The sequence below is a fragment of the Pseudoduganella flava genome, assembly GCF_007830495.1.
Taxonomy (GTDB): domain Bacteria; phylum Pseudomonadota; class Gammaproteobacteria; order Burkholderiales; family Burkholderiaceae_D; genus Rugamonas; species Rugamonas flava.
On the sequence record NZ_VLKW01000004.1, the window covers coordinates 496,122 to 521,214 of the forward strand.

At 67.4% G+C, this 25,093-nt stretch carries 17 protein-coding genes; 11 read left to right on the forward strand and 6 right to left on the reverse strand.

Annotated features, from left to right (window positions below; translation table 11 throughout):
* Positions 1-39: 39 nt before the first annotated feature.
* Positions 40-777, forward strand: coding sequence for a metallophosphoesterase family protein (locus IP92_RS13925; RefSeq protein WP_145875766.1), 738 nt, complete (start codon positions 40-42; stop codon positions 775-777).
* Positions 778-780: 3 nt separating this feature from the next.
* Here IP92_RS13925 and IP92_RS13930 read toward each other — a convergent pair whose 3' ends face one another.
* On the reverse strand, positions 781-1,122 hold the full coding sequence (locus tag IP92_RS13930; RefSeq protein ID WP_145875768.1) for a VOC family protein: 342 nt from the start codon (positions 1,120-1,122) through the stop codon (positions 781-783).
* A 95-nt stretch (positions 1,123-1,217) separates the two neighbouring features.
* On the opposite strand from IP92_RS13930, the gene IP92_RS13935 reads away from it, so the two are divergent.
* Positions 1,218-1,994: a transporter gene (locus IP92_RS13935; RefSeq protein WP_145875770.1), complete on the forward strand. Its 777-nt coding sequence runs from the start codon at positions 1,218-1,220 to the stop codon at positions 1,992-1,994.
* 54 nt (positions 1,995-2,048) lie between these two features.
* Here IP92_RS13935 and IP92_RS13940 read toward each other — a convergent pair whose 3' ends face one another.
* On the reverse strand, positions 2,049-2,927 hold the full coding sequence (locus tag IP92_RS13940; RefSeq protein WP_145875772.1) for a LysR family transcriptional regulator: 879 nt from the start codon (positions 2,925-2,927) through the stop codon (positions 2,049-2,051).
* A gap of 104 nt (positions 2,928-3,031) precedes the next feature.
* Here IP92_RS13940 and scpC point away from each other — a divergent pair, with 104 nt between their 5' ends.
* The 9 genes from scpC (at position 3,032) to IP92_RS13985 (ending at position 18,995) form a co-directional block, all read left to right on the forward strand.
* Positions 3,032-4,534, forward strand: a complete 1,503-nt coding sequence (gene scpC / locus IP92_RS13945; RefSeq protein ID WP_371860936.1) for a succinyl-CoA:acetate CoA-transferase ScpC — start codon at positions 3,032-3,034, stop codon at positions 4,532-4,534.
* A 215-nt stretch (positions 4,535-4,749) separates the two neighbouring features.
* The gene (locus IP92_RS13950; protein ID WP_199271917.1) at positions 4,750-5,385 is read left to right on the forward strand and encodes a phage tail protein; all 636 of its coding nucleotides are present in this window, start codon (positions 4,750-4,752) and stop codon (positions 5,383-5,385) included.
* A 57-nt stretch (positions 5,386-5,442) separates the two neighbouring features.
* On the forward strand, positions 5,443-11,301 hold the full coding sequence (locus tag IP92_RS13955; RefSeq protein ID WP_145875776.1) for a DUF4347 domain-containing protein: 5,859 nt from the start codon (positions 5,443-5,445) through the stop codon (positions 11,299-11,301).
* Positions 11,302-11,391: 90 nt separating this feature from the next.
* The gene (locus IP92_RS13960; protein ID WP_145875778.1) at positions 11,392-14,610 is read left to right on the forward strand and encodes a DUF4214 domain-containing protein; all 3,219 of its coding nucleotides are present in this window, start codon (positions 11,392-11,394) and stop codon (positions 14,608-14,610) included.
* A gap of 123 nt (positions 14,611-14,733) precedes the next feature.
* A complete protein-coding gene (locus tag IP92_RS13965) occupies positions 14,734-16,197 on the forward strand; it encodes a catalase (protein WP_145875780.1) in 1,464 nt (487 codons plus the stop codon).
* A gap of 368 nt (positions 16,198-16,565) precedes the next feature.
* The gene (locus tag IP92_RS13970; RefSeq protein WP_145875782.1) at positions 16,566-17,690 is read left to right on the forward strand and encodes a M14 family metallopeptidase; all 1,125 of its coding nucleotides are present in this window, start codon (positions 16,566-16,568) and stop codon (positions 17,688-17,690) included.
* Positions 17,690-18,154, forward strand: coding sequence for a CYTH domain-containing protein (locus IP92_RS13975; RefSeq protein ID WP_145875784.1), 465 nt, complete (start codon positions 17,690-17,692; stop codon positions 18,152-18,154). The genes IP92_RS13970 and IP92_RS13975 overlap by 1 nt, the downstream gene beginning before the upstream one ends.
* 99 nt (positions 18,155-18,253) lie before the next feature.
* Positions 18,254-18,601 (forward strand): hypothetical protein, encoded by a 348-nt coding sequence (locus tag IP92_RS13980; RefSeq protein ID WP_145875787.1) that lies wholly within the window; start codon positions 18,254-18,256, stop codon positions 18,599-18,601.
* A 19-nt stretch (positions 18,602-18,620) separates the two neighbouring features.
* Positions 18,621-18,995 carry a hypothetical protein gene (locus IP92_RS13985; RefSeq protein WP_145875789.1) on the forward strand — a complete coding sequence of 125 codons (375 nt, stop codon included), beginning with the start codon at positions 18,621-18,623 and terminating at the stop codon, positions 18,993-18,995.
* Between the two features lie 166 nt (positions 18,996-19,161).
* Here the strand turns inward: IP92_RS13985 and IP92_RS13990 are convergent, their stop codons facing one another.
* From IP92_RS13990 to IP92_RS14005, 4 genes are all read right to left on the reverse strand, one after another.
* A complete protein-coding gene (locus tag IP92_RS13990) occupies positions 19,162-20,427 on the reverse strand; it encodes a DUF2863 family protein (protein ID WP_145875791.1) in 1,266 nt (421 codons plus the stop codon).
* A gap of 273 nt (positions 20,428-20,700) precedes the next feature.
* Complete coding sequence (gene acnA / locus IP92_RS13995) at positions 20,701-23,409, reverse strand: aconitate hydratase AcnA (RefSeq protein WP_145875793.1); 2,709 nt, start codon at positions 23,407-23,409, stop codon at positions 20,701-20,703.
* A 66-nt stretch (positions 23,410-23,475) separates the two neighbouring features.
* Complete coding sequence (locus IP92_RS14000; protein WP_145875795.1) at positions 23,476-23,997, reverse strand: lysozyme inhibitor; 522 nt, start codon at positions 23,995-23,997, stop codon at positions 23,476-23,478.
* Positions 23,997-24,998: an HpcH/HpaI aldolase/citrate lyase family protein gene (locus IP92_RS14005; protein WP_145875797.1), complete on the reverse strand. Its 1,002-nt coding sequence runs from the start codon at positions 24,996-24,998 to the stop codon at positions 23,997-23,999. Before IP92_RS14005 ends, IP92_RS14000 begins: the two co-directional genes overlap by 1 nt.
* Positions 24,999-25,093: the final 95 nt, after the last annotated feature.

Here is a 25,093-nt window from a genome sequence, read left to right on the forward strand (position 1 = left end):
AGCCCTTATACTGCCGCTAACGTCCCCTCGGAGTTCACCATGAAGATCGCGGCCATCTCGGATATCCACGGCAACCTCGGCGCACTGGAAGCGGTGCTGGCCGATATCGAACGGCGCAATGTGACCGTGACGGTGAACCTGGGCGACATCCTGTCCGGCCCATTGCAGCCGCGCGACACGGCCGAGCGGCTCATCGCCCTCGGCATGCCGACGATCGCCGGCAACCACGAACGGCAGGTGCTGATGCACGTGCCGGAAAAGATGGGCGCCTCGGACCGTTACGCGCACGAGCAGATCACGCAGGTCGAACGCGCGTGGATCCACTCGCTGCCGGGCACGCTGAAGCTGACGAACGACGTGCTGCTGGTGCACGGCACACCGTCGTCGGACCTCGTGTACTGGATGGAGACCGTCACGCCAACGGGCATGCGGCCGGCCACGCATGCCGAGGTGCTGGAACGGGCAGGGGATGCGGCCGCGTCGCTGATCCTGTGCGGCCACACGCACGTGCCGCGCAGCGTGCGGCTGGACGACGGCCGGCTCGTCGTCAATCCCGGCAGCGTCGGCCTGCAGGCCTACGACGACGACCAGCCGCATCCGCACAAGGTGGAAAACGGCACGCCCCATGCACGCTACGCGATCGTCGAACGGACGGCGGCCGGCTGGCTCGTCGAGCACGTGGCCGTGCCGTACGACTGGGAGCTGGCGGCGGAACTGGCCGAGCGCAACGGCCGACCCGACTGGGCCCATGCGTTGCGCACGGGGCGCATGCCGTAGGCGTCAACCCCGGTGGCTGATTTCGATCGTCACGCCACCGGGCGCGGTGCACCAGAACTGCAGTACACCGTCGTGCCGCTGCGGCGCGGGCGCGGCGATGCCCGCAGCCGCGAGCCGGCTGTGCGCCGTATGCACGGCCTCGTCGGAGGGCTGCAGGAAGCCGATGTGAAAGCCGTCCGGATAGCGCGGCTCGCCGTGGCTCAGCACGAGCGCGAAACCGTCCGCGCCCAGCAGTACAGCCATGCGGGGTCCGCCGTGTACGGGTTCGAAACCGAAGCCGCGCACGAAGTAATCGGTGGCCGCGGCCACATCCGGGACGGGCAGATCGAGGTGGTTCAGGCGCATCGCATCCTCCATGGTTGGGCAGGCCCGGCACGGGCCGCGCCAGGCTGGCGGCATCCCGGCTACACTGGCACCGTGCCAGTTACCGAAGAGCCCACATGACCACCAAAGAATACCTCGCCGGCGCGCTGCTGTGCTGCGCCGCGCTGCTGCCGTTGACCGCCACCGCCCAGCAGAAGGACGAAGACATCGCCACGGACCGGCCGGACTTCGTCGAATCGAGCAACGTCGTCGGCAAGGGCCGCGTGCAGATCGAAACGGGCTTCGCGCTGGAACGCAACCGCGATGCGGGCTTGAAGGAGCGCACCACCACCACGCCAACCTTGCTGCGGGTGGGCGTCAGCGACACGGTGGAGCTGCGCCTGGAAACGGACGGGCGCGAACGCTATCGCGCCGACAGTATCGACGGCCACGAACGCGCGCACGGCTGGGCCGACGATGCGCTGGGCGTCAAATGGCACGTGCGCGACGCAGGGCAGGGCTGGCCGTCGCTGGGTGTGCTGCTGCATGCGGACATCGACTCCGGCTCGGCCGCGTTCCGCGGCGAGGGCGTGCGCCCGTCGCTGCGCGTGTCCGCCGAATGGGAGCTGCCGCATGGCTTCGACCTGGGCGTGATGCCGGGCCTGATCCGCGAGCGCTCGCCGGACGGCGGCCATGCCGTCAACGGCATCTTCGGCATCGTGCTGGGCAAGGCGTTGACGGACCGGGTGCGCACCTTCGTCGAGCTGGCCGCGCCCCGCATCGCGCGTGGGCGCGACGGCGGCACGCAAGCCACGTTCGACGTGGGCGGCTCGTGGGTGATCGCGCGCGACTGGCAGGTCGATGCGCTGCTGGCGCGCGGCGTCAACAGCCGCACGCCGGACCTGGCGCTGTAGCTGGGGCTGTCGCTGCGCTTCTGACGGCACATACGGGGAGGGCGAAGTGCCGCGCTACCCTAGCACGTCGGCGGCAACGTCCAGCCAGGCCCGCGCAGCGTGCGAGAGGTAACGCCCGCTCCACACGTGCGCCACCTGCCACGGCAGCTCCGGTTCGACGATGCGCACCGCGTGCAGCGTGTCGTCGGCCAGCCGGTCGATGAACGGTTCCGGCAGCAGCGCCACGCCGATGCCGGCCGACGCCATCTCCACCAGCCAGTCCCACTGGCCGCTTTGCGCCGTCACCAGCGGCTCGAAGCCGGCCTGCGCGAATGCCATGCGCAGGCTGCGCGTCAGCGCGAAGTCGTCCGTCAGCAGCACGATCGGCAAGTCCTTCAGCGCCTCCAGCTTCAGCGTGCGGCGTTGGTGCTGGAACGTGCCTTTCGCCGCCAGCGCCCAGATCGGGTAGCTGGCCACCGGCAGCCGTTCGACGGGCAGCATCGGGTCGCCCGGCAGCATCGTCATGCCGATCTCCAGTTCCCCGGTCGCGACAAGGCGCTCCACTTCCGGCCCCGTCTCCTCGCGCAGCAGCAGCCGGATCTCCGGGTAGCGTTCGCGGAACGCCTTCAGCACGGGCGTGAACAGCATGTTGATCATCGGCGGGATGCCGATGTTCAGCGTGCCGTGGCGCACCGCCTGGATGTCCTGCACTTCGGCCGTGAGGGTACGCATCGTCGCCAGCAGTTCCTGGCCGCGCTGGTAGACGACGCGGCCCGTGTCCGTCAGCCCCAGGCGCCGGCCGTCGCGCACGAACAGCGGCGTGCCCAGCTCCTGCTCCAGCTGGTGCACCATCTTGCTGATCGTCGACTGCGTCACGTGCAACTGCTCGGCCGCTTGCGTGAAACTGGACAGGCGGGCCGTCTCGACAAAGTAGCGCAGCGATCGGATATCCATCGGTCTCCATGAATTTTAGGAATGGAACAAGAGAATATAAGTCATATTGCGCATGAAGTGCACTCCTATACTGTGTTCCTGAGGCAATGAAAGTGGAGAACATGATGGAAGCACTGGCGCAAGCACGCGTGCGCCGCCCGGAACTGGCGGCACGCTTCATGGAGGCGCAGGACGCCGCCCGGCTGTTCCGGCCCGGCATGACGGTCGGCATGAGCGGATTCACGAAGGCGGGCGATGCCAAGGCGCTGCCGCGCGCGCTCGTCGAGCGCGCCCGCGGCGAACCGCTGGACCTGACCCTGATCACGGGCGCATCGCTCGGCAACGACAGCGACGGCCTGATGGCCAACGCCGGCGTCATCGCGCGCCGCCTGCCGTTCCAGGCCGATGCTTCGCTGCGCCGCAAGATCAACACAGGCGAGGTGATGTTCATCGACCAGCACCTGTCGGAGACGGCCGAGCAGCTGCGCAGCGGCGTGCTGCCCGCCATCGACATCGCCGTCATCGAGGCCTGCGCGATCCGCGAAGATGGGTCGATCGTGCCGACGATGGCAGTCGGGAACAGCGCCAGCTTCGTGCAGCAGGCAAAGCAGGTCATCATCGAATTGAACCTGGCCGCGCCGGTGGCGCTGGAAGGCCTGCACGACATCTACGTGCCGCGCCCGCGCCCCGGACGCGAGCCCATTCCGCTGACGCATCCGGGCCAGCGCATCGGCGCTACCGCCATCGCCGTGGACCCGGCGCGCATCGCCGCGATCGTCGTCACCAACAGCCCGGACAGCCCGTCTTCCGTGCTGCCGCCCGATACTGAAACGGACGCCATCGCGCGCCACGTGATCGCGTTCCTGGAAGGCGAGGTCAGCGCCGGCCGCATGACGCCGCAACTGCTGCCGCTGCAGGCGGGCATCGGCACGATCGCCAACGCCGTGCTGCACGGCCTGACGCAATCGTCGTTCCGCGGCCTGACGATGTATTCGGAAGTGCTGCAGGACAGCGCCATCGAACTCCTCGACGCCGGCCAGCTGGCGCTGGCGTCAGCATCGTCGATCACGCTGTCGGCCGCGACGCACGAGCGCTTCATCGCCAACCTGGACAAGTACCGCGACCGCATCGTGCTGCGCCCGCAGGAGGTCAGCAACCATCCGGAAATCGTGCGCCGGCTCGGCATCATCGGCCTGAACACGGCACTGGAATTCGACATCTACGGGAATGTCAATTCCACCCACGTGGGCGGCACCCATATGATGAACGGCATCGGCGGCTCGGGCGACTTCGCCCGCAACGGCGAGCTGGCGATCTTCGTCAGCAAGTCGGAGGCGAAGGATGGCGCGATCTCCAGCGTCGTGCCGATGGTGTCGCACGTCGACCACACGGAGCACGACGTGGACGTACTGGTGACGGAGTGGGGCCTGGCGGACCTGCGCGGGCTGGCGCCGCGCGAACGCGCACCTGTGATCATCGAGCACTGCGCCCACCCCGCATACCGGGCGCAGTTACGCGATTATTACGAGCGCGCCCTGCTGCGCGGCGGCCAGACGCCGCACCTGCTGGAAGAGGCGCTGGCGTGGCATGAGCGGTATCGGCGCACTGGCACGATGCAAGTGACTTGAGCGGCACAGCGGCCGCGCGCCCGGCGCGGCCGGCTTAATGCACGCGGGTTCCGCGAAAATCTCTCCAATTCTCACTTCCCGGCGCACGAATTGTCGCGCCACCCCCTGTTATTTACATTCGCTCCAATCATCCTGGCAGCAGCCTATGGCATGATCACCTCGCATAAGCCGTTTATCCAACAAGAGGAGACGTGGATATGGATGCGATGCTCGGAATGATCATACCGTGGCCGATGAACTGGGCTCCGGCCGACTGGGCCATGTGCAACGGCCAATTGCTGCCGATGCAACAGTACATGGCGTTGTACTCGCTGATCGGCACGGTGTATGGCGGCGACGGGAAGACCACCTTCGGCCTGCCCAACCTGTGTGGGAAATTCCCGATGGGGGCACCGAATCCGGGCCAGATCGGCCAGACGGGCGGCGCGGCCAGCGCGACCGCGACCGTCACCTCCACCGGCAGCGTCACGATCGGGCTCACCAACCTGCCCGCCCATAGCCATGGCGCCACGTTCACCGGCGGTACGTCGGGTTCCGTGAGCATCGCCATCCCGGTCGACAGCGACTCGAACGCGACCGACAGTGTGCCGACTACCACGATGGTCCTCGGCAAACCCGTCAGCGGCACGGTGGCCGTGAAGGCCTACAGTACCGGCGCCCAGACCGATACCCTCAAGCCGTTCGACGTGACCCTGCCCGCCGCCAGCGGCAGCGTCGCGACCACGAACACGGGCGACGGCACCGCGCTGCCGCTGACGCTGACCGGCAGCGCCAACATGGCGACGTTGCCGCCCTTCGTGACGATGAACTTCATCATCTGCGTCAACGGGCTCTATCCGTCGCGGCCCTGAGCCGCGCACCCACGAAGCCGCGTCATCGAATCAATCGTTCATGAAGGATTGAGCACCATGTACGTCATGCAGGACACTGCCGACCAGGCAACGCGAACCCACATCGTTTTCATCGACCCCGGCATCGCCAACTACCAGGCGCTGCTTGCAAGCCTCGATCCTTCAGCCGAAGTCCACCTGATCGATAGTCGCGATGGCCTGGCGCAGATCGCCGCCACGCTGGCCGGCCGCAGCGGCATCGACGCCGTGCACGTGCTGTCGCACGGCACTGCGGGGACGCTGCAGCTGGGCGCCCTGGCGTTGACGGCGCAGGTGCTGGAGGAGCGCAGTGCCGACGTGGCGGCGATCCGCGCCGCACTGAGCGCCGATGCCGACCTGCTGCTGTACGGCTGCGACGCGGGGGCAGGCAGCGCCGGCGCGGCCCTGGTCGACACGCTGGCGCGGCTGACCGGCGCCGACGTGGCGGCATCTACCGGGCTGACCGGGGCGGCGGCGGCCGGCGGCGACTGGGTGCTCGAGCGCAGCAGCGGCACGATCGAGACGGCGGCGCTGGGCAGCGATGGTGCATTCGACACGTTTGCCGGCACGCTGGCCACGCCCGTCACGTTCGGTTTCGAGAGCAACTTCAACGCCGACCAGAACATCGGCGCGCCGGGTACGGCCACCGCGACGCAGACTGTCGGCGCGCATACGCTCACCGTCACCGCCCCCAGCAGCGCGCTGGTCGTCGTGCCCGAGGGTACGTTCACCGGCAACTCGTCCGATGCGGTCATGAACGGCAACGTGCTGGCGGTCGACTGGTCCGATTCGTCGATCCAGCTGCCGCTGAAGGTCAGGATGCAGCTGGACAGCGGCAAGGTGTTCACGCTGACGTCGTTCTCGCTGATCAACACCTCCGGCCTGTCGACGCTGCGTGTCACCACCGACAAGGGGTTCGTGGACTTCACGTTGCCGTTCGATCCGGACGGCCACGTGTACACCTCGTCGGCGGCGGCGCTGCAGAACGCGAGCTATGCCGAGTTCACGGACGCCGACGGCAACCCGATCGCCCTGGAGTTCGACGACATCGTCCTGTCCAACATCAGCGTGCCGCCCACGTTCGTCGGCAGCACGACGACGCTCACCGCGGCGCAGAACGCCGGCGCCGTCGACATGTCCGCGCTGCTGCACGTGAGCGATACCGACAGCGGCGAGACGTTGACGTGGACGCAAAAGACGATGCCGACGCACGGCACGCTGACGCTCTCCGGCGCGACCGCCGCAACGGGCAGCTCGAACATCACCCCCGGCGGCACGCTGACCTATACGCCGACGGCGGGCTACGCAGGCACGGACACCTTCACGGTACAGGTATCGGACGGCTCGGTCACCGCCACGCGCACGATCACCGTCAACGTCAACCCCGCGCAGCCGGGCGCGCCGGACCTGGCGGCCGCCAGCGACACGGGCGCCAGCAGCACCGACAACATCACCGCCGCGAACGTGATGACGTTCTCCGGCACCAGCGCGGCGGGCGATGTCGCCAGCACGGTGCGGGTGTTCATCGATACCAACAACAACGGCGCCTACAACGCCGGCGAAGCGACCGGCACGGCCACCGTCAACAACGGCAGCTGGACGGTCAGCGGCATCAATACGGCCGCGCTCACCTCGGGCAACTACAACGTCTACTCGCTCGTGACGTCCGCCACCGGCAGCCTGACGAGCAGCACCAGCGCGCCGCTGGCGATCACGGTGGACCACACTGCACCAACGCTCACGTTCAGCGGCATCGACATTTCCGCCGATACGGGCACCAGCAACGCCGACTTCAACACGGCCACCGCCGCGCAGACGATCACGGCCACGTTGTCCGGCGCGCCCGGTGCGGGCGATGTGGTTTACGGCTCGGTCGACAACGGCGGCAGCTGGGTGGACATCACGAGCAAGGTCAGCGGCACGACGCTGACGTGGACGGGTGCCACGCTCGTTGCCGGCGGCGGCATCCGCCTGCGCGTCGACGACGAACACGGCAACCAGGGATCGGTCGCCACGCAGGCCTACACGCTCGATACCTCGGCGCCGACGCAAACGGTCGCCTCCCAGGCGCTGTCGGCGGACAGCGGTGCCAGTGCCGGCGACTTCGTCACGAACACGGCGGCGCAGACGATTTCCGGCACGCTGTCCGCGCCCACCGCCGCAGGAGACTTCGTCGAGGTCTCGCTGAACAACGGTTCGACGTGGACCACCGCCTCCAATACGACCGGCACGAACACGTGGTCGCTGGCCGGGCAGACATTGGCGGCCAGCGGCACGCTGCAAGTGCGGGTCACCGATACGGCGGGCAACCACGGCAGCGCATCGTCGCAAGCCTACGTGGTCGATACGACGGCGCCTACCGCAGCCGTGGTGGCGGTGGATCAGATCGCTCCGTCGGGCAGCGCGTTCACCTTCAAGGTGACATATGCCGACACGGGCGGTTCCACGCTCGACACGAGCACGTTCGGCACGGGCAATGTCGGCGTGTTTGACCCGAACGGCAACAAGCTGGCCGTCACCGGCATTGCCGCCAGCGGCAATGAAGTGACCTACACGGTGCAGGCGCCCGGCGGCAGCTGGGACACCGGCGACGTCGGCACCTACACGGTCGCGCTCAATGCTTCGTCCGTGCGCGACCGGGCCGGCAATGCCGTCGCCGCCGATGCGTCGGCGGACACGTTCAACGTGGCCTTCAGTACCGCGCCCGCGGTATCGGGGCTGGCGCTGTCCAGCGACACGGGCATAAGCAACACGGACTTCATCACGAACGTGGCATCCCAGACGGTCACGGCCACGCTCAGCAAGGCGCTGGACGTGGGCGACAAGGTATGGGGCTCGCTGGACAATGGCGGCAAGTGGGTCGACATCACGAACCAGGTCAGCGGCACCAGCGTGAAGTGGGTCGGTGTCACACTGTCCGGCACCGACACGATCGCCATCAAGGCCACCGACAGCAATGCGCAGGATGGGATCGCGGCCAGCCATGCCTACGAGCTCGATACCACCGCGCCGACGCTCACCGTTGCCGATGCGGCGCTGTCGGCGGACAACGGCGACAGCGGCACCGACTTCATCACCAATGTGGCGGCGCAGAACATCGGCGGCACGCTGAGCGGGCCGCTGGCCGCCGGCGAATTCGTCGAGGTCTCGCTCGACAACGGCGTGCACTGGACCACGGCCATGGGGTCGATCGGTTCGGGCGTGTGGTCGCTGCAGAACCAGACGCTGACGGGCAGCGGCACGCTGCAGGCGCGCGTCAGCGACACGGCTGGCAACCACGGCACGGCGCTGCCGCAGGCCTACCTGATCGATACGGCAGCACCGGTAGCGGCCACGCCGGTGCGCACGAACCTGATCGATCCGAGCACGGCCACCTTCACGTTCACCGTCGCCTACAGCGATACCGGCGGCTCGGGGTTGAACAAGGCGTCGATCAGCACGGACAACGTGTCCGTCACCGGGCCGGGTGGCACGCTGACGGTGAGCGCCGCGCAGGCAAGCGGCAATACCGTCACCTACACGGTGGAAGCGCCGGGCGGCAGCTGGGACGCGAGCGAGGCGGGCGACTACACGATCGGCCTGTCCGGCGGCGTGATGGACATGGCCGGCAACGCCGTCGTCGCGGATGCCGCCGCGCACACGTTCCACGTCGGCTTCCGGCCAACGGCGACGATCGCCGTTGGCGACACCACGCTGACGGCAGGCGAGACGACGACGGTCACGATCACGTTCACGCAGGCCGTGCAGGACCTGGACATCGGCGACCTGACGGCACCGAACGGCACGCTGACGCAGCTGGCGACGGCGGACGGCGGCCTGACGTGGACGGCGACGCTGACGCCCGCCGCCAGTGCGTGGGTCACGTCGAACACCATCGCGCTGAACCTGACGCAGGTGCACAGCGGGGACGGCACGGCGGGCACGGGCACGGCCACGTCGAATACGTATGCGGTGCAGACGGGTACCGCGCCCGGGCCGGAGCAGCCCACCGGCACGGTCGACGGCGTGCCCGTCACCAGCACGCAGCAGACCGACCCGGGTACGGGCCTCGTCAACAACACCGTCACCGTGCCGGTCGTGACCACGACGCGCACCGACGACCCGAACACGCCGCACCCGGGCCTGGCCGATATTCCGCTGGCCGCGACCAAAGGCGGGACCGGCGCGGCGCTCACGGTCAGCCTGCCTGTCGGCACGGGCCTGGACGTCAGCGGCCCGGCCACACTGCTGACGAACCAGGAAGCGTTGCTGGACCTGATCCGCCGCATCGAACAGAAGACCGCGAGCGGATCGGACGTGCAGCAGCAGATGACGGGCGAGGGCACGACGTTCCTCGACAATCTGCTGGCGAGCACGCTGCTGCAGACGGCCACGGTGACGCCGACGGCCACCGCGGGCGCGGCCGGCTCGATCCTGATTTCGGGCGCCACCACGACGGGTACGCCGGCCGGCGCCGCCGTGCACGGCATCGTGCTCGATGCGCACCAGGTGGGACCGAACGTCACGCTGCAGCTCGACAATGTGGCGTTTGCCGCGGTCGTCGGCGCGGCCACGCTGCGCGGCGGGGCGGGCAACAACATCGTCATCGGCGACGATGCAAGCCAGAGCATCTTCCTGGGGCCCGAGGACGACCAGCTGCTGGGTGGCGGGGGCGACGACGTGATCGGCAGCGCGGGCGGCAACGACACCCTGTCGGGCGGCGACGGCAACGACGCGGCGGCCGGCGGGATCGGCAACGACAGCGTAGGCGGCGGGGCCGGCAACGACATCCTGCAGGGCGGGCGCAGCGACCGCGGGCATTGGGACTTCACGCTGGCGGCGGACGGCACGCTGAGCGCGGGGCACCAGACGCAAATGTTCGCGCCGCTGCTGAGCGAAACGCTGGCGCGCACGGAGCTCGATGCGAGTGCCGATGCGTTGGCATTCATCTCGGCCGGCGCCGCATCGCTGCGCGACATCGCGCTGCTGTACCACGGCGCGTTCGACCGGGCGGCCGATCTGACGGGGCTGAACTTCTACCTCGAGCGCGGCGCGTCGATGGCGGCGATCGCCCAGGGCTTCGTGAACTCGGCCGAATGGAAGGCTTCGGCGCTGAACGCCGCTACCGACAGTGCCTATGTGCAGGCGCTGTACCAGCAGGTGCTGGGGCGTGCGGGCGAGGCGGCGGGCGTCGCGTTCTGGCTCGGCAAGCTGGCCGGCACCGATGGGCCGGCACTGTCTCGTGCCGACGTGCTGCTGGCGTTCGCCACCAGCGCGGAGCACCGCGGCCATTATGCGAACGGCATCGTCGTCGCGGCGGCGGATGTGACGGCGGAGCGGGGCTGGATCACAGGCAGCGGCGACGACCGGCTCGAGGGCGGCACGGGCGATGACGTGCTGGTCGGCGGCGACGGTACCGACACGGCCGTCTTCGCCGGCAAGCAAGCCGATTACGGACTGCTCGTGACCGGACCCGATCGGGTCGTGCTGGCCAGCGTCGCGGCGGGCGGCCCGGATGTGCTGTCCGGCATCGAGCGGGGCGAATTCGCCGACGGCACGCTCGACCTGTCGTTCACGCAGGGGGACCAGATCGAGACGCTGGGCCTGCTGTACCAGGCCGTGCTGGACCGTGCGGCCGACCTGCCGGGCATCGCCTCGTGGGCGAACCAGCATCTGACGACGGCGCAGCTGGCCGCCGGGTTCGCGGCATCGGCCGAGTTCCACGGTCGCTACGACGGCATGTCCGACACGGCGTTCGTCCAGGCGCTTTACGCCAATTCCGGCCTGGACGCCGCCGCGGCGGGCGGGGCGCAGAGCTGGGTGTCCTATCTGGGCAGCCACACCCGGGCGGAGCTGATCGGCACATGGGTTACCCAGCAGGCGGTGGCCGATGCGCAGTTCACGGACCCCGGCTACTGAGCGGTTCAGTGTTCGTTGAAACAATAAATATGTACTAATAGCATCGTTTTGCAGGTAAGATCGCGGGTTTTTCCGCCCGCGATCCTCACCGTGCCCAATACCGCTCCCGTTTTCCTGAACAACAATCCGCTGCTCCACATCCAGAATGTCGGATCCCAGCGTTTCAACGAACTTGCCGCCGTCAGCGATCCCGACAGCGGCCAGACGCTGACGTGGACGCAGGTTATCGGTCCCGCCCATGGCACGTTGACGATGTACCAGATGACGGCGGCCTCCGGCGGCACCAGCATCACGCCGGGCGGCCTGTTGATCTACATGGCCACCGATGGCTATGCCGGCCTCGACAAGTTCACGATGGCCGTGTCGGACGGTGTCGATACCGTCACGCGCGAGATCACGATCCGGGTCGCGCCGGAAACCCCGGGCAAGCCCGATCTGGCAAGCGCCAGCGACAACGGCGCCAGTGCATCCGACGACATCACGTCGGCAACGTCGCTGACCTTCAGCGGCACCAGCGCACGCAACGACACGACCAGCAAGGTCACCGTGTTCATCGACCAGAACGGCAACGCCGCCTACGATGTTGGCGAGGCGGCCGCGTCGGCGACGGTGCATTCCAACGGCTGGACCGTCAACGGGCTGTCCGCCGCGGCATTGACCGGCACCTACAACGCCTACGCGTTCACGACGTCGGGCGACGGCTTCGTGACGAGCGCGCTGTCCGCCGCCAGGTCCATCACGTTCGTCAGCAGCGCCCCGGCGGTGACGTTCTCGGCGATCGGCTTCTCGGACGATACGGGCACGGCGGGCGACCGCATCACCAATGTCGCGGTGCAGACGATCACCGCGACATTGAGCGGCGCGCTGGCCGTCGGTCAGACCGTGCAGGGTTCGCTGGACAATGGCGCGACGTGGACCGACATCACGTCGAAGGTGAGCGGCACGACGCTGACGTGGACGAACGCCACCCTCGTTGCCGGCGGCGGCCTGCAGCTGAAGGCCGTCGACCAGGATGGCCGCGGCAGCGCCACGTCGTTGTCCTACCAGCTGGATACGGCGGGACCGACGGCGACGGCGCACCTCGATAACCTCTTCAACCCGAGTGGCGCCGGCCTGTCGTTCGGCATCGACTTTGCCGATGCGGGCAGCGGCATCGAACAGAACAGCGCCGTGTTCGCCGGCGTGACCGTGACGGGGCCGAACGGCAATCTCGTCGGGGCGGGGTCGACGATGAACATCGGTACCTATGAGGGCCAGTACGTGTTCTCCGCGCCAGGCGGCACGTGGGACAGCGCCGACGAAGGCACGTACACGGTGACCGTCAGCGGCGTGCGCGACACCGTCGGCAACACGATGACGCCGCTCGTGCAGACGTTCAACGTGCTGTTCAATGGCGACCCGTCGCTGGTCGCGCCGGCCACCAACATCGCGATCACGGATACCCAGCAGGCCACGCCGTTCGCCGGCATCACGATCGCCGACCCGGACAACGACACGCTGCAGCTGACGATCTCGTACGACGGCAGCCACGGCACGCTGTCCGGCGCGGGCCTGTCCGGCGGCGCGGGCATCTACACGATGAGCGGCACGCCGGCCGCGCTGCAGGCGGCACTGCGCGCGCTCGTGTTCACGCCGGCCGCGAACCAGGCAGGCCCCGGCGACTCCGTGTCGACGGCGCTGGCGGTGACGGTGGGCGACGGCTGGTTCCAGACGGCGTTCGACTCGAACACGGTCGTCACCGTCAGCGGTACTGCACCGGCGGCCACGCTGGCGCTGTCGGACAGCAGCCTGGCATTCGGCGAGAAGGCGACGCTGACGGTGACGTTCTCCGAGCCCGTCTCGGGCTTCGCGCTGGACGACCTGACGGTGGAGGGCGGCACGCTCGGCGCGCTCGCGACGACCGACGGCGGCAAAACATGGACGGCGGCGTTCACGCCGGCGGCGAACCTCGCCGCGGCCGTCAATCACATCACGCTCGATCTCACGGGCGTGCAGGATGCGGCGCACATCGCCGGCAGCGGCAGCGTGCAGTCCGGCGCCTATGCCATCAATACGATCGCACCGCCCGTGCCGGCGCAACCCGACCAGCCCGAGGACGTCGACCTGCGCGGCAGCCAGGGCAGCGACACGCTGTCCGGCGGCGAAGGCAACGACGTCCTCGCGGGCGGTGGCGGCAATGACGTGCTGGCCGGCGGGGCCGGCAACGACGTGCTGCTGGGCGGCAGCAGCGACCGCGGCGCGTGGGCGTTCAATCTGGTCGACGGGGTGCTGAACGTCACGCACGACGGCGCCATCGTCGCGCCGGCACAGCTGATTGGTGACGCGGGCGCGCTGGGCTTCCTTGCCGCGCCGGCCGCCACGCTGACTGACCTGGCCCTGCTGTACCAGGCCGCGTTCGGCCGCACGCCCGACTTGGCAGGGCTCAACCTGTACGCGCAGGGCGGGGCGCCGCTGGCCGCGATCGCGCAGGCGCTCACCCAGTCGGCCGAATGGGCGGGCTCCGCGCTGGACACGGGTACGGACAGCGCCTTCGTCGAGGCACTGTACCGGCAGGTGCTGGGGCGCGACGGCGAGGCGGCCGGCGTCGCGTTCTGGCTCGGCAAGCTGGCCGGCACCGGCAGCCCGGCGCTGTCGCGCGCCGACGTGCTGCTCGCCTTTGCCACCAGCGGCGAGCATCGCAGCGACTATGCGGACGGCATCGCCGTCGCCGCGCCAAACGTGGCGGTGGAGCAGGGCTGGCTGGCGGGCAGCGGCGACGACCGGCTCGAGGGCGGCAGCGGCAACGACGTGCTGGTGGGCGGCGACGGCATCGACACGGCCGTTTTCGCCGGCAAGCAGGCCGACTGGCTGGTGCGCGTGCTGGGCGACGGCCGCATCGCGCTGACGACGGCCGGCGGCGAGACCGATACGCTGACGGGCATCGAGCGCGCCGAGTTCGCGGACGGCACCCGCGACCTGTCGTTCAGCCAGAGCGCGGATGTCGAGACGGTGGGCCTGCTGTACCAGGCGGTGCTCGGGCGCGCCGCCGACCTGGCCGGCATCGCGGGGTGGACCGCGCAGCACGCGTCGGCGCAGCAACTGGCGAACGGCTTTGCGGCATCCGCCGAGTTCCAGGCGCGTTATGGCCAGCTGTCCGACAGCGCGTTCGTGCAGGCGCTGTACGCGAACTCGGGCCTGGCGGCGGGGGCGGCCGGCGGCACGGCAGCGTGGGTGAACTATCTGCATGACCACACCCGCGCCGAGCTGATCGGCACGTGGATCGGGCAGGACGCGGTGGTCGCTGCACAATTTGCAACACCCGGCCAGTAGGTTCGAGTGAGCGGCGGCTCTACCATTGGTGATACCTATCCTTTCGATAGAATCAATTAGCTTTTCCAATGTGCGATGGCAACGTAGAATTTCTTCACGTTCACACCACACAGGAGCCAAAACATGAGCCAGCCGCCAATCACCACCGCATCCGGCATTCCCGTCGCGGACAACCAGAACTCGGCCAGCGCAGGGCCGCGCGGCCCGTTGCTGCTGCAGGACTTCCACCTGCTCGAGAAGCTGCAGCACTTCAACCGCGAGCGCATTCCTGAGCGCGTGGTGCACGCGAAAGGCTCGGGCGCCTATGGCACGTTCACCGTCACGCACGACATCCGCAAGTACACGAAGGCCAAGCTGTTCTCGGCGATCGGCAAGCAGACCGAAACGTTCCTGCGCTTTTCCACGGTGGGCGGCGAAAAGGGCAGCGCCGACACCGAGCGCGATCCGCGCGGCTTCGCGGTGCGCTTCTACACGGAAGAAGGCAACTGGGACCTGGTCGGCAACAACACGCCCGTGTTCTTCCTGAAGGACGGCATCAAGTTCCCCGACTTCATCCACACGCAAAAGCGCGACCCGCAAACGAACCTGAAGTCGGCGACGATGATGTTCGACTTCTGGAGCAAGGCCCCGGAATCGCTGCACCAGGTGACGACCTTGTTCTCCAGCCGCGGCACGCCGGACGGCTACCGCCACATGCACGGCTTCGGCAGCCACACCTTCAGCCTGATCAATGATGCCGGAGAACGCGTCTACGTGAAGTGGCACTTCCTGACGCAGCAGGGCATCAAGAACCTGACCGCCGCGGACGCTGTGCGCATCGCCGGCGAAGACCCGGACTACGCGCAGCGCGACCTGTTCAACGCGATCGCCCGCGGCGAGTTCCCGCGCTGGACCGTGTCGATCCAGGCGGCGACGGAAGCCGAACTGGCCGCATGGGAGCAGCGCACCGGCTGGAACCCGTTCGACCTGACGAAGGTCTGGCCGCACGCGGACTTCCCGCTGCAGCAAGTTGGCGTGCTGGAACTGAACCGCAACCCGGTGAACTACCATGCCGAGGTGGAGCAGGCCGCGCTGTCGCCGGCGAACGTCGTCCCGGGCATGGGCTATTCGCCGGACAAGATGCTGCAGGCACGCCTGTTCGCCTACCACGACGCCCAGCTGTACCGCGTCGGCACGAACCACCAGTACCTGCCGGTGAACGCACCGCGCTGCCCGGTGCACAACCAGCAGCGTGACGGCGCGATGGCCTTCGCGAACGGCGGTGCCGAGCAAAACTACGCGACGGTGCAAGCGGGCGGTACGGGCGTGCAAGGCCTGGGCCACGGCGAACCGGCGCTGGCATTGAACGGCCCGGCGGGCATCTACGACCCACGCGGCACGGACGACGACTACACGCAAGCCGGCAACCTGTTCCGCCTGCTGCCGGCGGACGAGCAGCAGGCGCTGTTCGCCAACCTGGCCGGCCCGCTGTCGCAAGTGCCGGACGACATCGTCCTGCGCCAGCTGGCCCACTTCGACAAGGCCGACCCAGCCTACGGCGCCGGCGTGCGCGCCGCGCTGAAGCAACGCGGCCGCAACGTCGCCTGAGGCCGCACTGGCTGAGCTTGTGTCCGCGGGACCATGGTCCCACTGCCAGGCACCGTTGACACGAGCTCAGCCGTAAAATGTCCCTTGGTGCCTGGCACCAGGAGACACGGACTCAGCCGTAAAATGTCCCTTGGTGCCTGGCACCAGGAGACACGGACTCAGCCGTAAAATGTCCCTTGGTGCCTGGCACCAGGGGACAAATTCACCCAGAGCGGCTGCTGAGTCCGTGTCACTGGTGCCTGGCACCAGTGACACGGGCTGAACAGTAAGTAATGTCAAAAAAGCGGGCCACTGGTCTGCTTTTTTGCATTCAGGACTCAAACCGGGGACAATACGCCCATCCAAACCCATCGGATTCCAGGACAACAATGACCATTAAAATCAGTCAGAACTTCGACTCCGGCGCGATCGACGTCGTGAGCGCGGAGAATTCCGCCAATATCGAGCTGAAGCTGCGCAGCGATTCGCATGCGGACATCCACCAGTGGTTCCACTTCCGCGTGCAGGGTGCGCGCGGGCAGGCGCTGGCGCTGCGTTTCCTGAACGCGGGGCAGGCCACCTACGCGAAGGGCTTCGAGGACTACAACGCGGTGGCCAGCTACGATGGCGAGAACTGGTTCCGCGTGCCGACGTCGTTCGATGGCGACGTGATGACGATCAAGCACACGCCGGACCTCGACAGCGTCTACTACGCCTACTTCGAGCCGTACTCGTGGGAGCGCCACCTGCGCCTGTTGGGCGAGGTGGCCGAGAACCCGATCGCTCGCGTGCTGGACCTGGGTTCCACCGTCGACGGCCGCGACATGAACCTCGTCACGATCGGCAATCCGGAGGCCGAGAAGAAGATCTGGTTCATCGCCCGCCAGCACCCGGGCGAGTCGATGGCCGAGTGGTTCATCGAAGGCCTGATCGACGCGCTGCTCGACGACGCCAACCCGATCGCCCGCAAGCTGCTGCAGCGCTGCGTGTTCCACATCGTGCCGAACATGAATCCGGACGGCTCCGTGCGCGGCAACCTGCGCACCAACGCGGCCGGCGCCAACCTGAACCGCGAATGGATGACGCCTACGCTCGAGCGCTCGCCCGAGGTGCTGTGCGTGAAGAACAAGATCCACGAAACGGGCGTCGACATGTTCTTCGACATCCATGGCGATGAAGCGCTGCCGTACAACTTCGTGGCGGGCAACGAGATGCTGGAGAAGTTCACGCCCGAGCAGGCCGCCGCGCAGAAGAACTTCATCGAGCGCTACAAGGCCGCCAGCCCGGACTTCCAGGACAAGGTCGGCTACCCCATCAGCAAGTACAAGGAAGACATGCTGACCCTGGCGTCGAAGTACATCGGCCACCACTTCGGCTGCCTCGCGCTGACGCTCGAGATGCCGTTCAAGGACAACGCCGACCTGCCCGTGCCGTCCGTCGGCTGGAACGGCGCGCGCAGCGCCGCGCTGGGCGCCGCGATCCTGCAGCCGATCCTGCTGTCGCTGGACGACTGATGGGCGTCGAGATCGAACGCAAGTTCCTCGTCAACGGGGACGGCTGGCGCAACGAAGGCCAGCCCGTCCTCCTGCGGCAGGGATACCTGTCGTCGCATCCCGAGCGCGTGGTGCGCGTGCGCATCGAGGGCGACCATGCCGTCATGACGATCAAGAGCAAGGCTGTCGGCGTGTCGCGCGGCGAGTGGGAATACCCGCTGCCGATGGTCGATGCGGCCGAGTTCCTCGACCGGCTGTGCGAGCAGCCGATCATCGAGAAATACCGCCGCCGCATCCCGTATGCCGGCTTCGTGTGGGAAGTGGACGAGTTCCTCGGCGCGAACGCGGGCCTCATCGTGGCCGAGATCGAGCTACCGTCCGAGGACGCGTCGTTCGACAAGCCGGGCTGGGTGGGCGACGAAGTCACGCACGATGCACGCTACCTGAACTCGAACCTGATCGCGCATCCGTACTCGGCCTGGTAGCGATCGGTAGGAGCTGTCCGACCCGCACGGGCTCTGCCCGCCGATGCCGTGCGCGCGGCGCGGCCGGTAAGCTGGGATCAGCTCATTCGGGAGGATCCCATGCGTACAACCATCATCGCGGCGCTGCTTGCCGTGGCGGCCGGCGCCGCCTCGGCGCAGACCAGCCCGCCCGTTTCCACCGACCCGCAACGCCAGCCGGAAGCCGTCGAGAACCGCTCCACCGGCAATAACGTCGACAGCAAGGAGCGCGGCAGGAAGCGCGTCGGCGCGCCATTCCACAAGCGCGGTTCGCCCACCGGCACGATGACGTCCGGCCGTTCCGAAGCGGGCAAGACGTCCGGCGAGGGCGACGACGACTCGCGCATGCAAAGCGGCACCAGCAACGGCGCCAACAGCGGCACGGGCGACACGCGCGGCAACACCACCGGCACCAGCGCAAGACGCTGACCACAGACAAGGAGGCAGCATGCGTACATCATTGATCGCAGCGGCACTGACGGCACTGACGGCGCTGGCCGGCGGCGCCCACGCGCAGTCGACCTCCGGCGACGCGCTGAAGAACAAGCCCGGCAGCGTGGGGCTGCAGGACACGCAGGCCAACAGCAGCTCCGCCGACAGCAAGGACGGCCGGCGCGAGTCGACCGGCACTGCGCCGAAGACCAGCAGGAAGGTGCGGCCGACGCCCGGCGTCGATCCCGCGCCGCTGGGCAGCACGGCGAACCGGGCAGGGCGCGACAAGAGCAATGCGGCCGACACGTCCGGCCACGGCACGGCCGGCACAGACAGCCGCAAGTCCAGCAATGGCAAGGAAACGTCCGGCGACAGCAATATGACGCGGTAATGTTAGCGCGCCGCTCGCCGGGTTAACCCCCAACGGCAGAGGCTGGGGTCAGACCCGCCGGGTCTGACCCCGGGGGTTGCTTTTGGGGTTCTCCTATCTAACTGGCTCGCCAGCAGCCATAAAAAACCTCGCCGCGGCGAGGTTTTTTGTTGGGACGGACGACCGGTCAGTGGAAGTGCTCGGTGCCGGCCGGTGCATCCTCCGGCATCTCGGCATGCACAAGCTCGCCGGCCGGGTCCGCAAACAGCGGGGCGCCGCAATCGTCGCAGTACTCGGCCACGTAGCGCTCGGCCAACTTCTTGATGACGGAAACGCCGGCCGCGTTCAGTTGCTCGACGATCTCCTCGACGGGCGTGCGCGGCTGCAGCAGGTTCGCCAGGCCGCCGGCGATCGGACCTTCCGGCGGAGTGCCTTCCTCGTCCTCCTGGCCGTACAGCGGCCAGACGACGCCGTACATCACGTCGCTGTCGGCGCGGCGCGTGAACGCCACGCGGTATTCGTCGACCTGGCCGTCCGTCGCTTCGTCGCCGAACGCGGCGATGACAGCGCGCAGGTCCGATGGTTCGCAGGCCAGCGAGTGCGTCAGGTAGTGCACGGCGGCGCGGATCGACACGGGGCGGATCAGCTTGTCCGCTTCGCGGCATGCCATGTAATACGCTTCCGGCAGCAGCAGCTCGATGCCGCAGCCGGGCAGCAGGCGCGCCACCGTCGGCGTCGCCTGGGTGCGCCATGCTTCCAGCGCGTTGCGGCGCTCGTCCGCCTGGTGCTGGTGCGCGGCCGGCATCTGCCAGCGGAACATCGGGCCGCCGGCCGGCGCAACGATGGCCGCGATCAGGTAGCGGGTATCGGCCAGGAATGGCGCCGTCTCCGGCGGCTTCACGTCCGTCTTCACGGCCACGCCTTTCACGGCGGCCTGGGCCAGCTTGTGCATCTTCGCGAAGGTTTCCGCGTGCGTGCGCGGCAGCTGGTCGATCGAGAACAGGTTCGATGCCATCGCCATCTTCGTGCCGTCCGCCAGCAGGTGGGCGGAGAAGTGGGCCGACAGCGTGTTCAGGATATCCGCGGGAATGGTGCCGGAAGCGATCGAGAAGCGGGTCCACGCGAGGATCGGCGCGGCCACGAGCAGCACGTCGTACTGGGCCGGCGCGCCGTCCGTCTCGACAGCGATGGTGGCCGATTCGCTGACGGCTTCCACGCTGTCCATCAGCACGTCGTAAGCGTTCAGGTCGACCGCGAACAGGCTGTTCAACGCGGCATCGACGGTGTCCTGGTGGCCCGTCTTCAACAGCTTGACGAGCTGCGCATCCAGCGTGCGCTCCCAGCTGCGCTCTTCGAGGCGGCTTGCAGCCTGGCCGACGGCCTGGGCAAGAATGGAGAGGCGCTGGCTGTCGGCAGACAATTTGTGGGATGAATCTTTGGATGGGCGACGCATAGCGCTAACAATCTCGGTAGTAGTAAAAAGCTTATCAAGCGTATTGTAGTTGATTCGGCAAGGATCGGCGGAAATGGAAAACGCCGGGGATGCCGGCGTCTGAGAGCAGACCCAACGGCAGAGGCCGGGGTCAGGGAGGAGCGCTGGCCTGCAGGCCAGCGCTGCTGCGCAGGCGGAGTGCTGTGCACTCCGAAATCCCTGCTGCGCCCCGACGGGTCTGACCCCAGGGGTTGGGTCTTGGGTGAAAGCGGGCGCTATCGGCCCGCGAACAGCTTACGCGGCCAGCAACTGGCGCAGCACGAACGGCAGGATGCCGCCATGCTTGTAGTAGTCCACTTCGATCGGCGTGTCGATGCGCAGCAGGACCTTGACTTCCTGCTTCGAGCCGTCTTCGCGGGTGATCACCAGCGTGGCCAGCTGTTGCGGCTTGATCTCGCCGTCCAGGCCCAGCAGGTCGTACGTTTCCTTGCCGGTGATGCCCAGCGATTCCACGCTGTCGTTGCCGATGAACTGCAGCGGCAGCACGCCCATGCCCACCAGGTTGGAACGGTGGATACGTTCGAACGAACGGGTGATCACTGCCTTCACGCCCAAGAGCTGGGTGCCCTTGGCTGCCCAGTCGCGCGACGAGCCGGTGCCGTACTCTTCGCCGCCGAAGATCATCGTCGGCGTGCCTGCCGCGACATATTTCATCGCCGCGTCGTAGATCGACAGCTGTTCGCCGGACGGCTGGTGGATCGTGATGCCGCCTTCGACTGCGGAACCGTCGGCCTTCGGCGGGATCATCTTGTTCTTGATCCGCACGTTGGCGAACGTGCCGCGCATCATGATCTCGTGGTTGCCGCGACGCGAGCCGTACGAGTTGAAGTCGGCCTTCATCACGCCGTTTTCCTTCAGCCATTTACCGGCCGGGCCGTCTTCCTTGATCGAGCCGGCCGGGGAGATGTGGTCGGTGGTGATCGAGTCGCCAAACACGCCCAGTGCGCGGGCACCGGTGATGTTGCCGCCGGCGGCCTTCGGCGTCATCTCGAAGCCTTCGAAGAACGGCGGCTCGGCGATGTACGTCGATTCCGGCCAGTTGTAGACCTGGCCTTCGGTCGACGACACGGCTTCCCACAGCGCGCCCGGGTTGCCCTTCACTTGAGCGTAGTTTTCCTTGAAGACCTTCGAGTTCATCGCGAACTTCATCAGCTTGGCGATCTCGTCGGAGGTCGGCCAGATGTCGCCCAGGTAGACGTCGCGGCCGTTCGTGCCTTTACCCACGGGTTCGGTCATCAGGTCGCGCGTCACGTTGCCGGCGATCGCGTAGGCGACGACCAGCGGCGGCGAGGCCAGGAAATTGGCGCGGATGTTCGGGTGGATACGCGCTTCGAAGTTACGGTTACCGGACAGCACGGCGGCAGCCACGATGTCGTTGGTCTGGATCGCCGCGTTCAGTTCCGGCGTCAGGTCGCCCGCGTTACCGATGCAAGTGGTGCAGCCGTAAGCCGTCACGCCGAAGCCCAGCTTTTCCAGGTACGGCAGCAGGCCGGCGGCCGTCAGGTACTCGGTGACGACGCGCGAGCCCGGGGCCAGCGACGTCTTGATGTGCGGCGCAACCGTCAGGCCCGCTTCGACGGCCTTCTTGGCCAGCAGGCCGGCGGCCAGCAGCACGCTCGGGTTGGACGTGTTCGTGCACGACGTGATCGCGGCGATCAGGATGTCGCCGTTCTTCACCTGCACGCCGTTGGTGGTCTCGTAGGTGTTGGTCAGGTCGGCCGGATCCTTGTTGAAGCCGTTCTGCGACGTGGGCTTGGCGAACAGGTCGGTGAAGGTGGACTTCACGTTGCCGATTTCGATACGGTCCTGCGGGCGCTTCGGGCCGGCCAGCGACGGCGTCACCGTTGCCAGGTCCAGGTGCAGTTCGCGGGTGTAGTCGATCTCGCCGGCCTTCGGCACGCCGTACATCTTCTGCGCCTTGAAGTAGGACTGGAATGCGGCGATCTCTTCCTTCGTGCGGCCCGTGCCTTCGAAGTAGTCGATCGTCTTGTCGTCGACGGGGAAGAAGCCCATCGTCGCGCCGTATTCCGGTGCCATGTTGGCGATCGTGGCGCGGTCCGTCACGGACAGCGACTCGGTGCCTTCGCCGAAGAACTCGACGAACTTGCCGACGACCTTCTCCTTGCGCAGCATCTCGGTGATGGTCAGCACCAGGTCGGTCGCCGTGCAGCCTTCGCGCAGCTGGCCCGTCAGGTTCACGCCGATCACGTCCGGGGTCAGGAAGTACACGGGCTGGCCCAGCATGCCGGCTTCCGCCTCGATGCCGCCCACGCCCCAGCCGACCACGCCGATACCGTTGATCATCGTCGTGTGCGAGTCGGTACCGACCAGCGAGTCAGGGTAGTACACGCCGTTGGCGTTGTGCACGCCGCGAGCCAGGTATTCCAGGTTGACCTGGTGGACGATGCCGAAGCCCGGCGGCACGACGCCGAACGTGTCGAACGCCTGCATGCCCCACTTCATGAACTGGTAGCGCTCGTTATTGCGCGAGAATTCCAGCTTCATGTTCAGGTCCAGCGCCTTCGGCTCGCGGAAGTGGTCGATCGTCACGGAGTGGTCGACGACGAGGTCCACCGGCACCAGCGGCTCGATCTTCTTCGGGTTCGCGCCCTGCTTGTAGGCGACGTTGCGCATCGCGGCCAGGTCGGCCAAGAGCGGCACGCCGGTGAAGTCCTGCAGCACGACGCGGGCCACGACGAACGGGATCTCGTCGACGCGGTCGGCCGTCGGTGCCCAGTTCGCCACCTGCTTCACGTGCTCCTCGGTGACCTTCTTGCCGTCGCAGTTACGCAGCACGGACTCGAGCACCACGCGGATCGACACCGGCAGGCGGGAGATGTTGGCGCCCAGGGCTTGTTCCAGCGCGGGCAGCGAGTACAGCTTACCCTTGGTTTTGCCGGAAATCGGGAATTCCTTGAGCGTGTTGAACGTGTTACTTGACATGACCTCTCCTTCAGGTGGGCGTCTGTGTTATTGATCGAGGGTGTTGCTTGTTGACTGAATCCGCGTTCACAGCTGCGGCTGCGGTGCCGCCGGTGCGGCCGACGTCTGCACCGGGGGCATTTCCATGGGCTTCATCTGTTCGGCGTTGCGGCATTCGTTCGCCAGCTGCCGGTTCTGCTTCGCATCCAGCAGCATGCCCTTGGCGGGGATGCCGATCCAGATCAGGCCATGGAACTTGTTCTCGAAGCGCTGCGCGCCCGTCGTCGTCGCCACCCGCGTCAGGCGGTGCAGGCGCTTCTTCCAGCGCAGTGCGATATGACCGTCGTCGCCCGCGTTCTGGTAGATCGTGATCTTGTTGCCCAGTTCGCAGTCATAGTCGGTGACGGCGGAAGCCGTGACGTCCGGCTCGTCCGCTTCGGGATCGGGGGCGGCGGGCGCGGCGGCCGGCTTGGCCTTCGATTTCGCGGCCTTGGCCGGTTTCTTGGCGGCGGCTTTCGGCTTGGCCTGTTCCTGGGCTGCCTGGGCAGCCGGTGCGCAGGCGAGCGCGAACGCAGCGCTGCAGGCGGCGATGAATTTGAAGATGGACATTACGTGTTTTCCGTTGCGGTGGTGGACGGCGCCAGCAGCGCCGCGGCCGATTCAGGCAGCGGCAGGCCGGCCAGCCGCGCGCGCTGCAGCACCGTCCAATAATATCGATAGCTCGCACGGTCGTGCAAACGGCCGTGCTGGTTGATCGGACCCCACGCGGCCTTCTCGGCCTCGTGCAGGATCGCTGCCGCCTCGTTCACTTCCGACAGCCGCGGCGTGAACGCCTTGACGATCGGCTTGATCTGGCTGGGATGGATGCTCCACATGCGCGTGTAGCCGAATTCGGCCGCGGCACGCTGGGCATCCGTGGCGACGACGGCCGAGTCCTTGATCTCGGTCGTCACGTTATGCGACGGCACCTTGCCGTACGCATGGCAGGCGGCCGCGATCTCCAGCTTCGCGCGCACGACGAGCGGGTGCACGAACTGGCCCGGCGTGCGCATCGCGTTGGCCGGAATCGCGCCGTAATGGCTGGAGACGAAGTCCATGATGCCGAACGACAGGCACTCGACCTGGGGCAGGGCGGCAATGGCGAACACGCCGCGCAGCGCGCCGTGCGTTTCGATCAGCACGTGCACGGGCAGGTTGGCGCGGCCGGCCTTGTGCGCATACTGGTTGATGACGTCGATGGCCTTCATCACGTCCTGCACGCTGTCGGGCTTCGGCAGGACGATGTAGGCCAGCTTCGCACTGGCGGTGCCGACGATGATCTCGACATCCTTCGCGAAGTGCGGGCTGCCGACGTCGTGCACGCGTGCGCCAATGCGGTTGTGCTTGTTGTCTTCGGAGTTGATCAGGCTGGCGACGAGGCGCGCATGCGCTTCCTCGTCGCCGGCGGCGGCGCCGTCCTCGCAATCGAACGTGATGTCGAAGACGGGCCCAAGCTCTTGTTGCAGGGCCATCGATTTGCGCATCAGCTTTTCCGAACCCGCGTAATGATCGCAGGCTGGCAAGAGCAGCGGCTGGCGTTCGCCCTGGAATAAGACCTCGGATGGGTGCATCGGTTTGGAAGTCGTGGATGAAGATGCCGCCGCGCGGCTGGCAGCGGCGCGGCGGACTGTGCGGATCGGTTTTTGTTGATCTACCGGTTCCACGG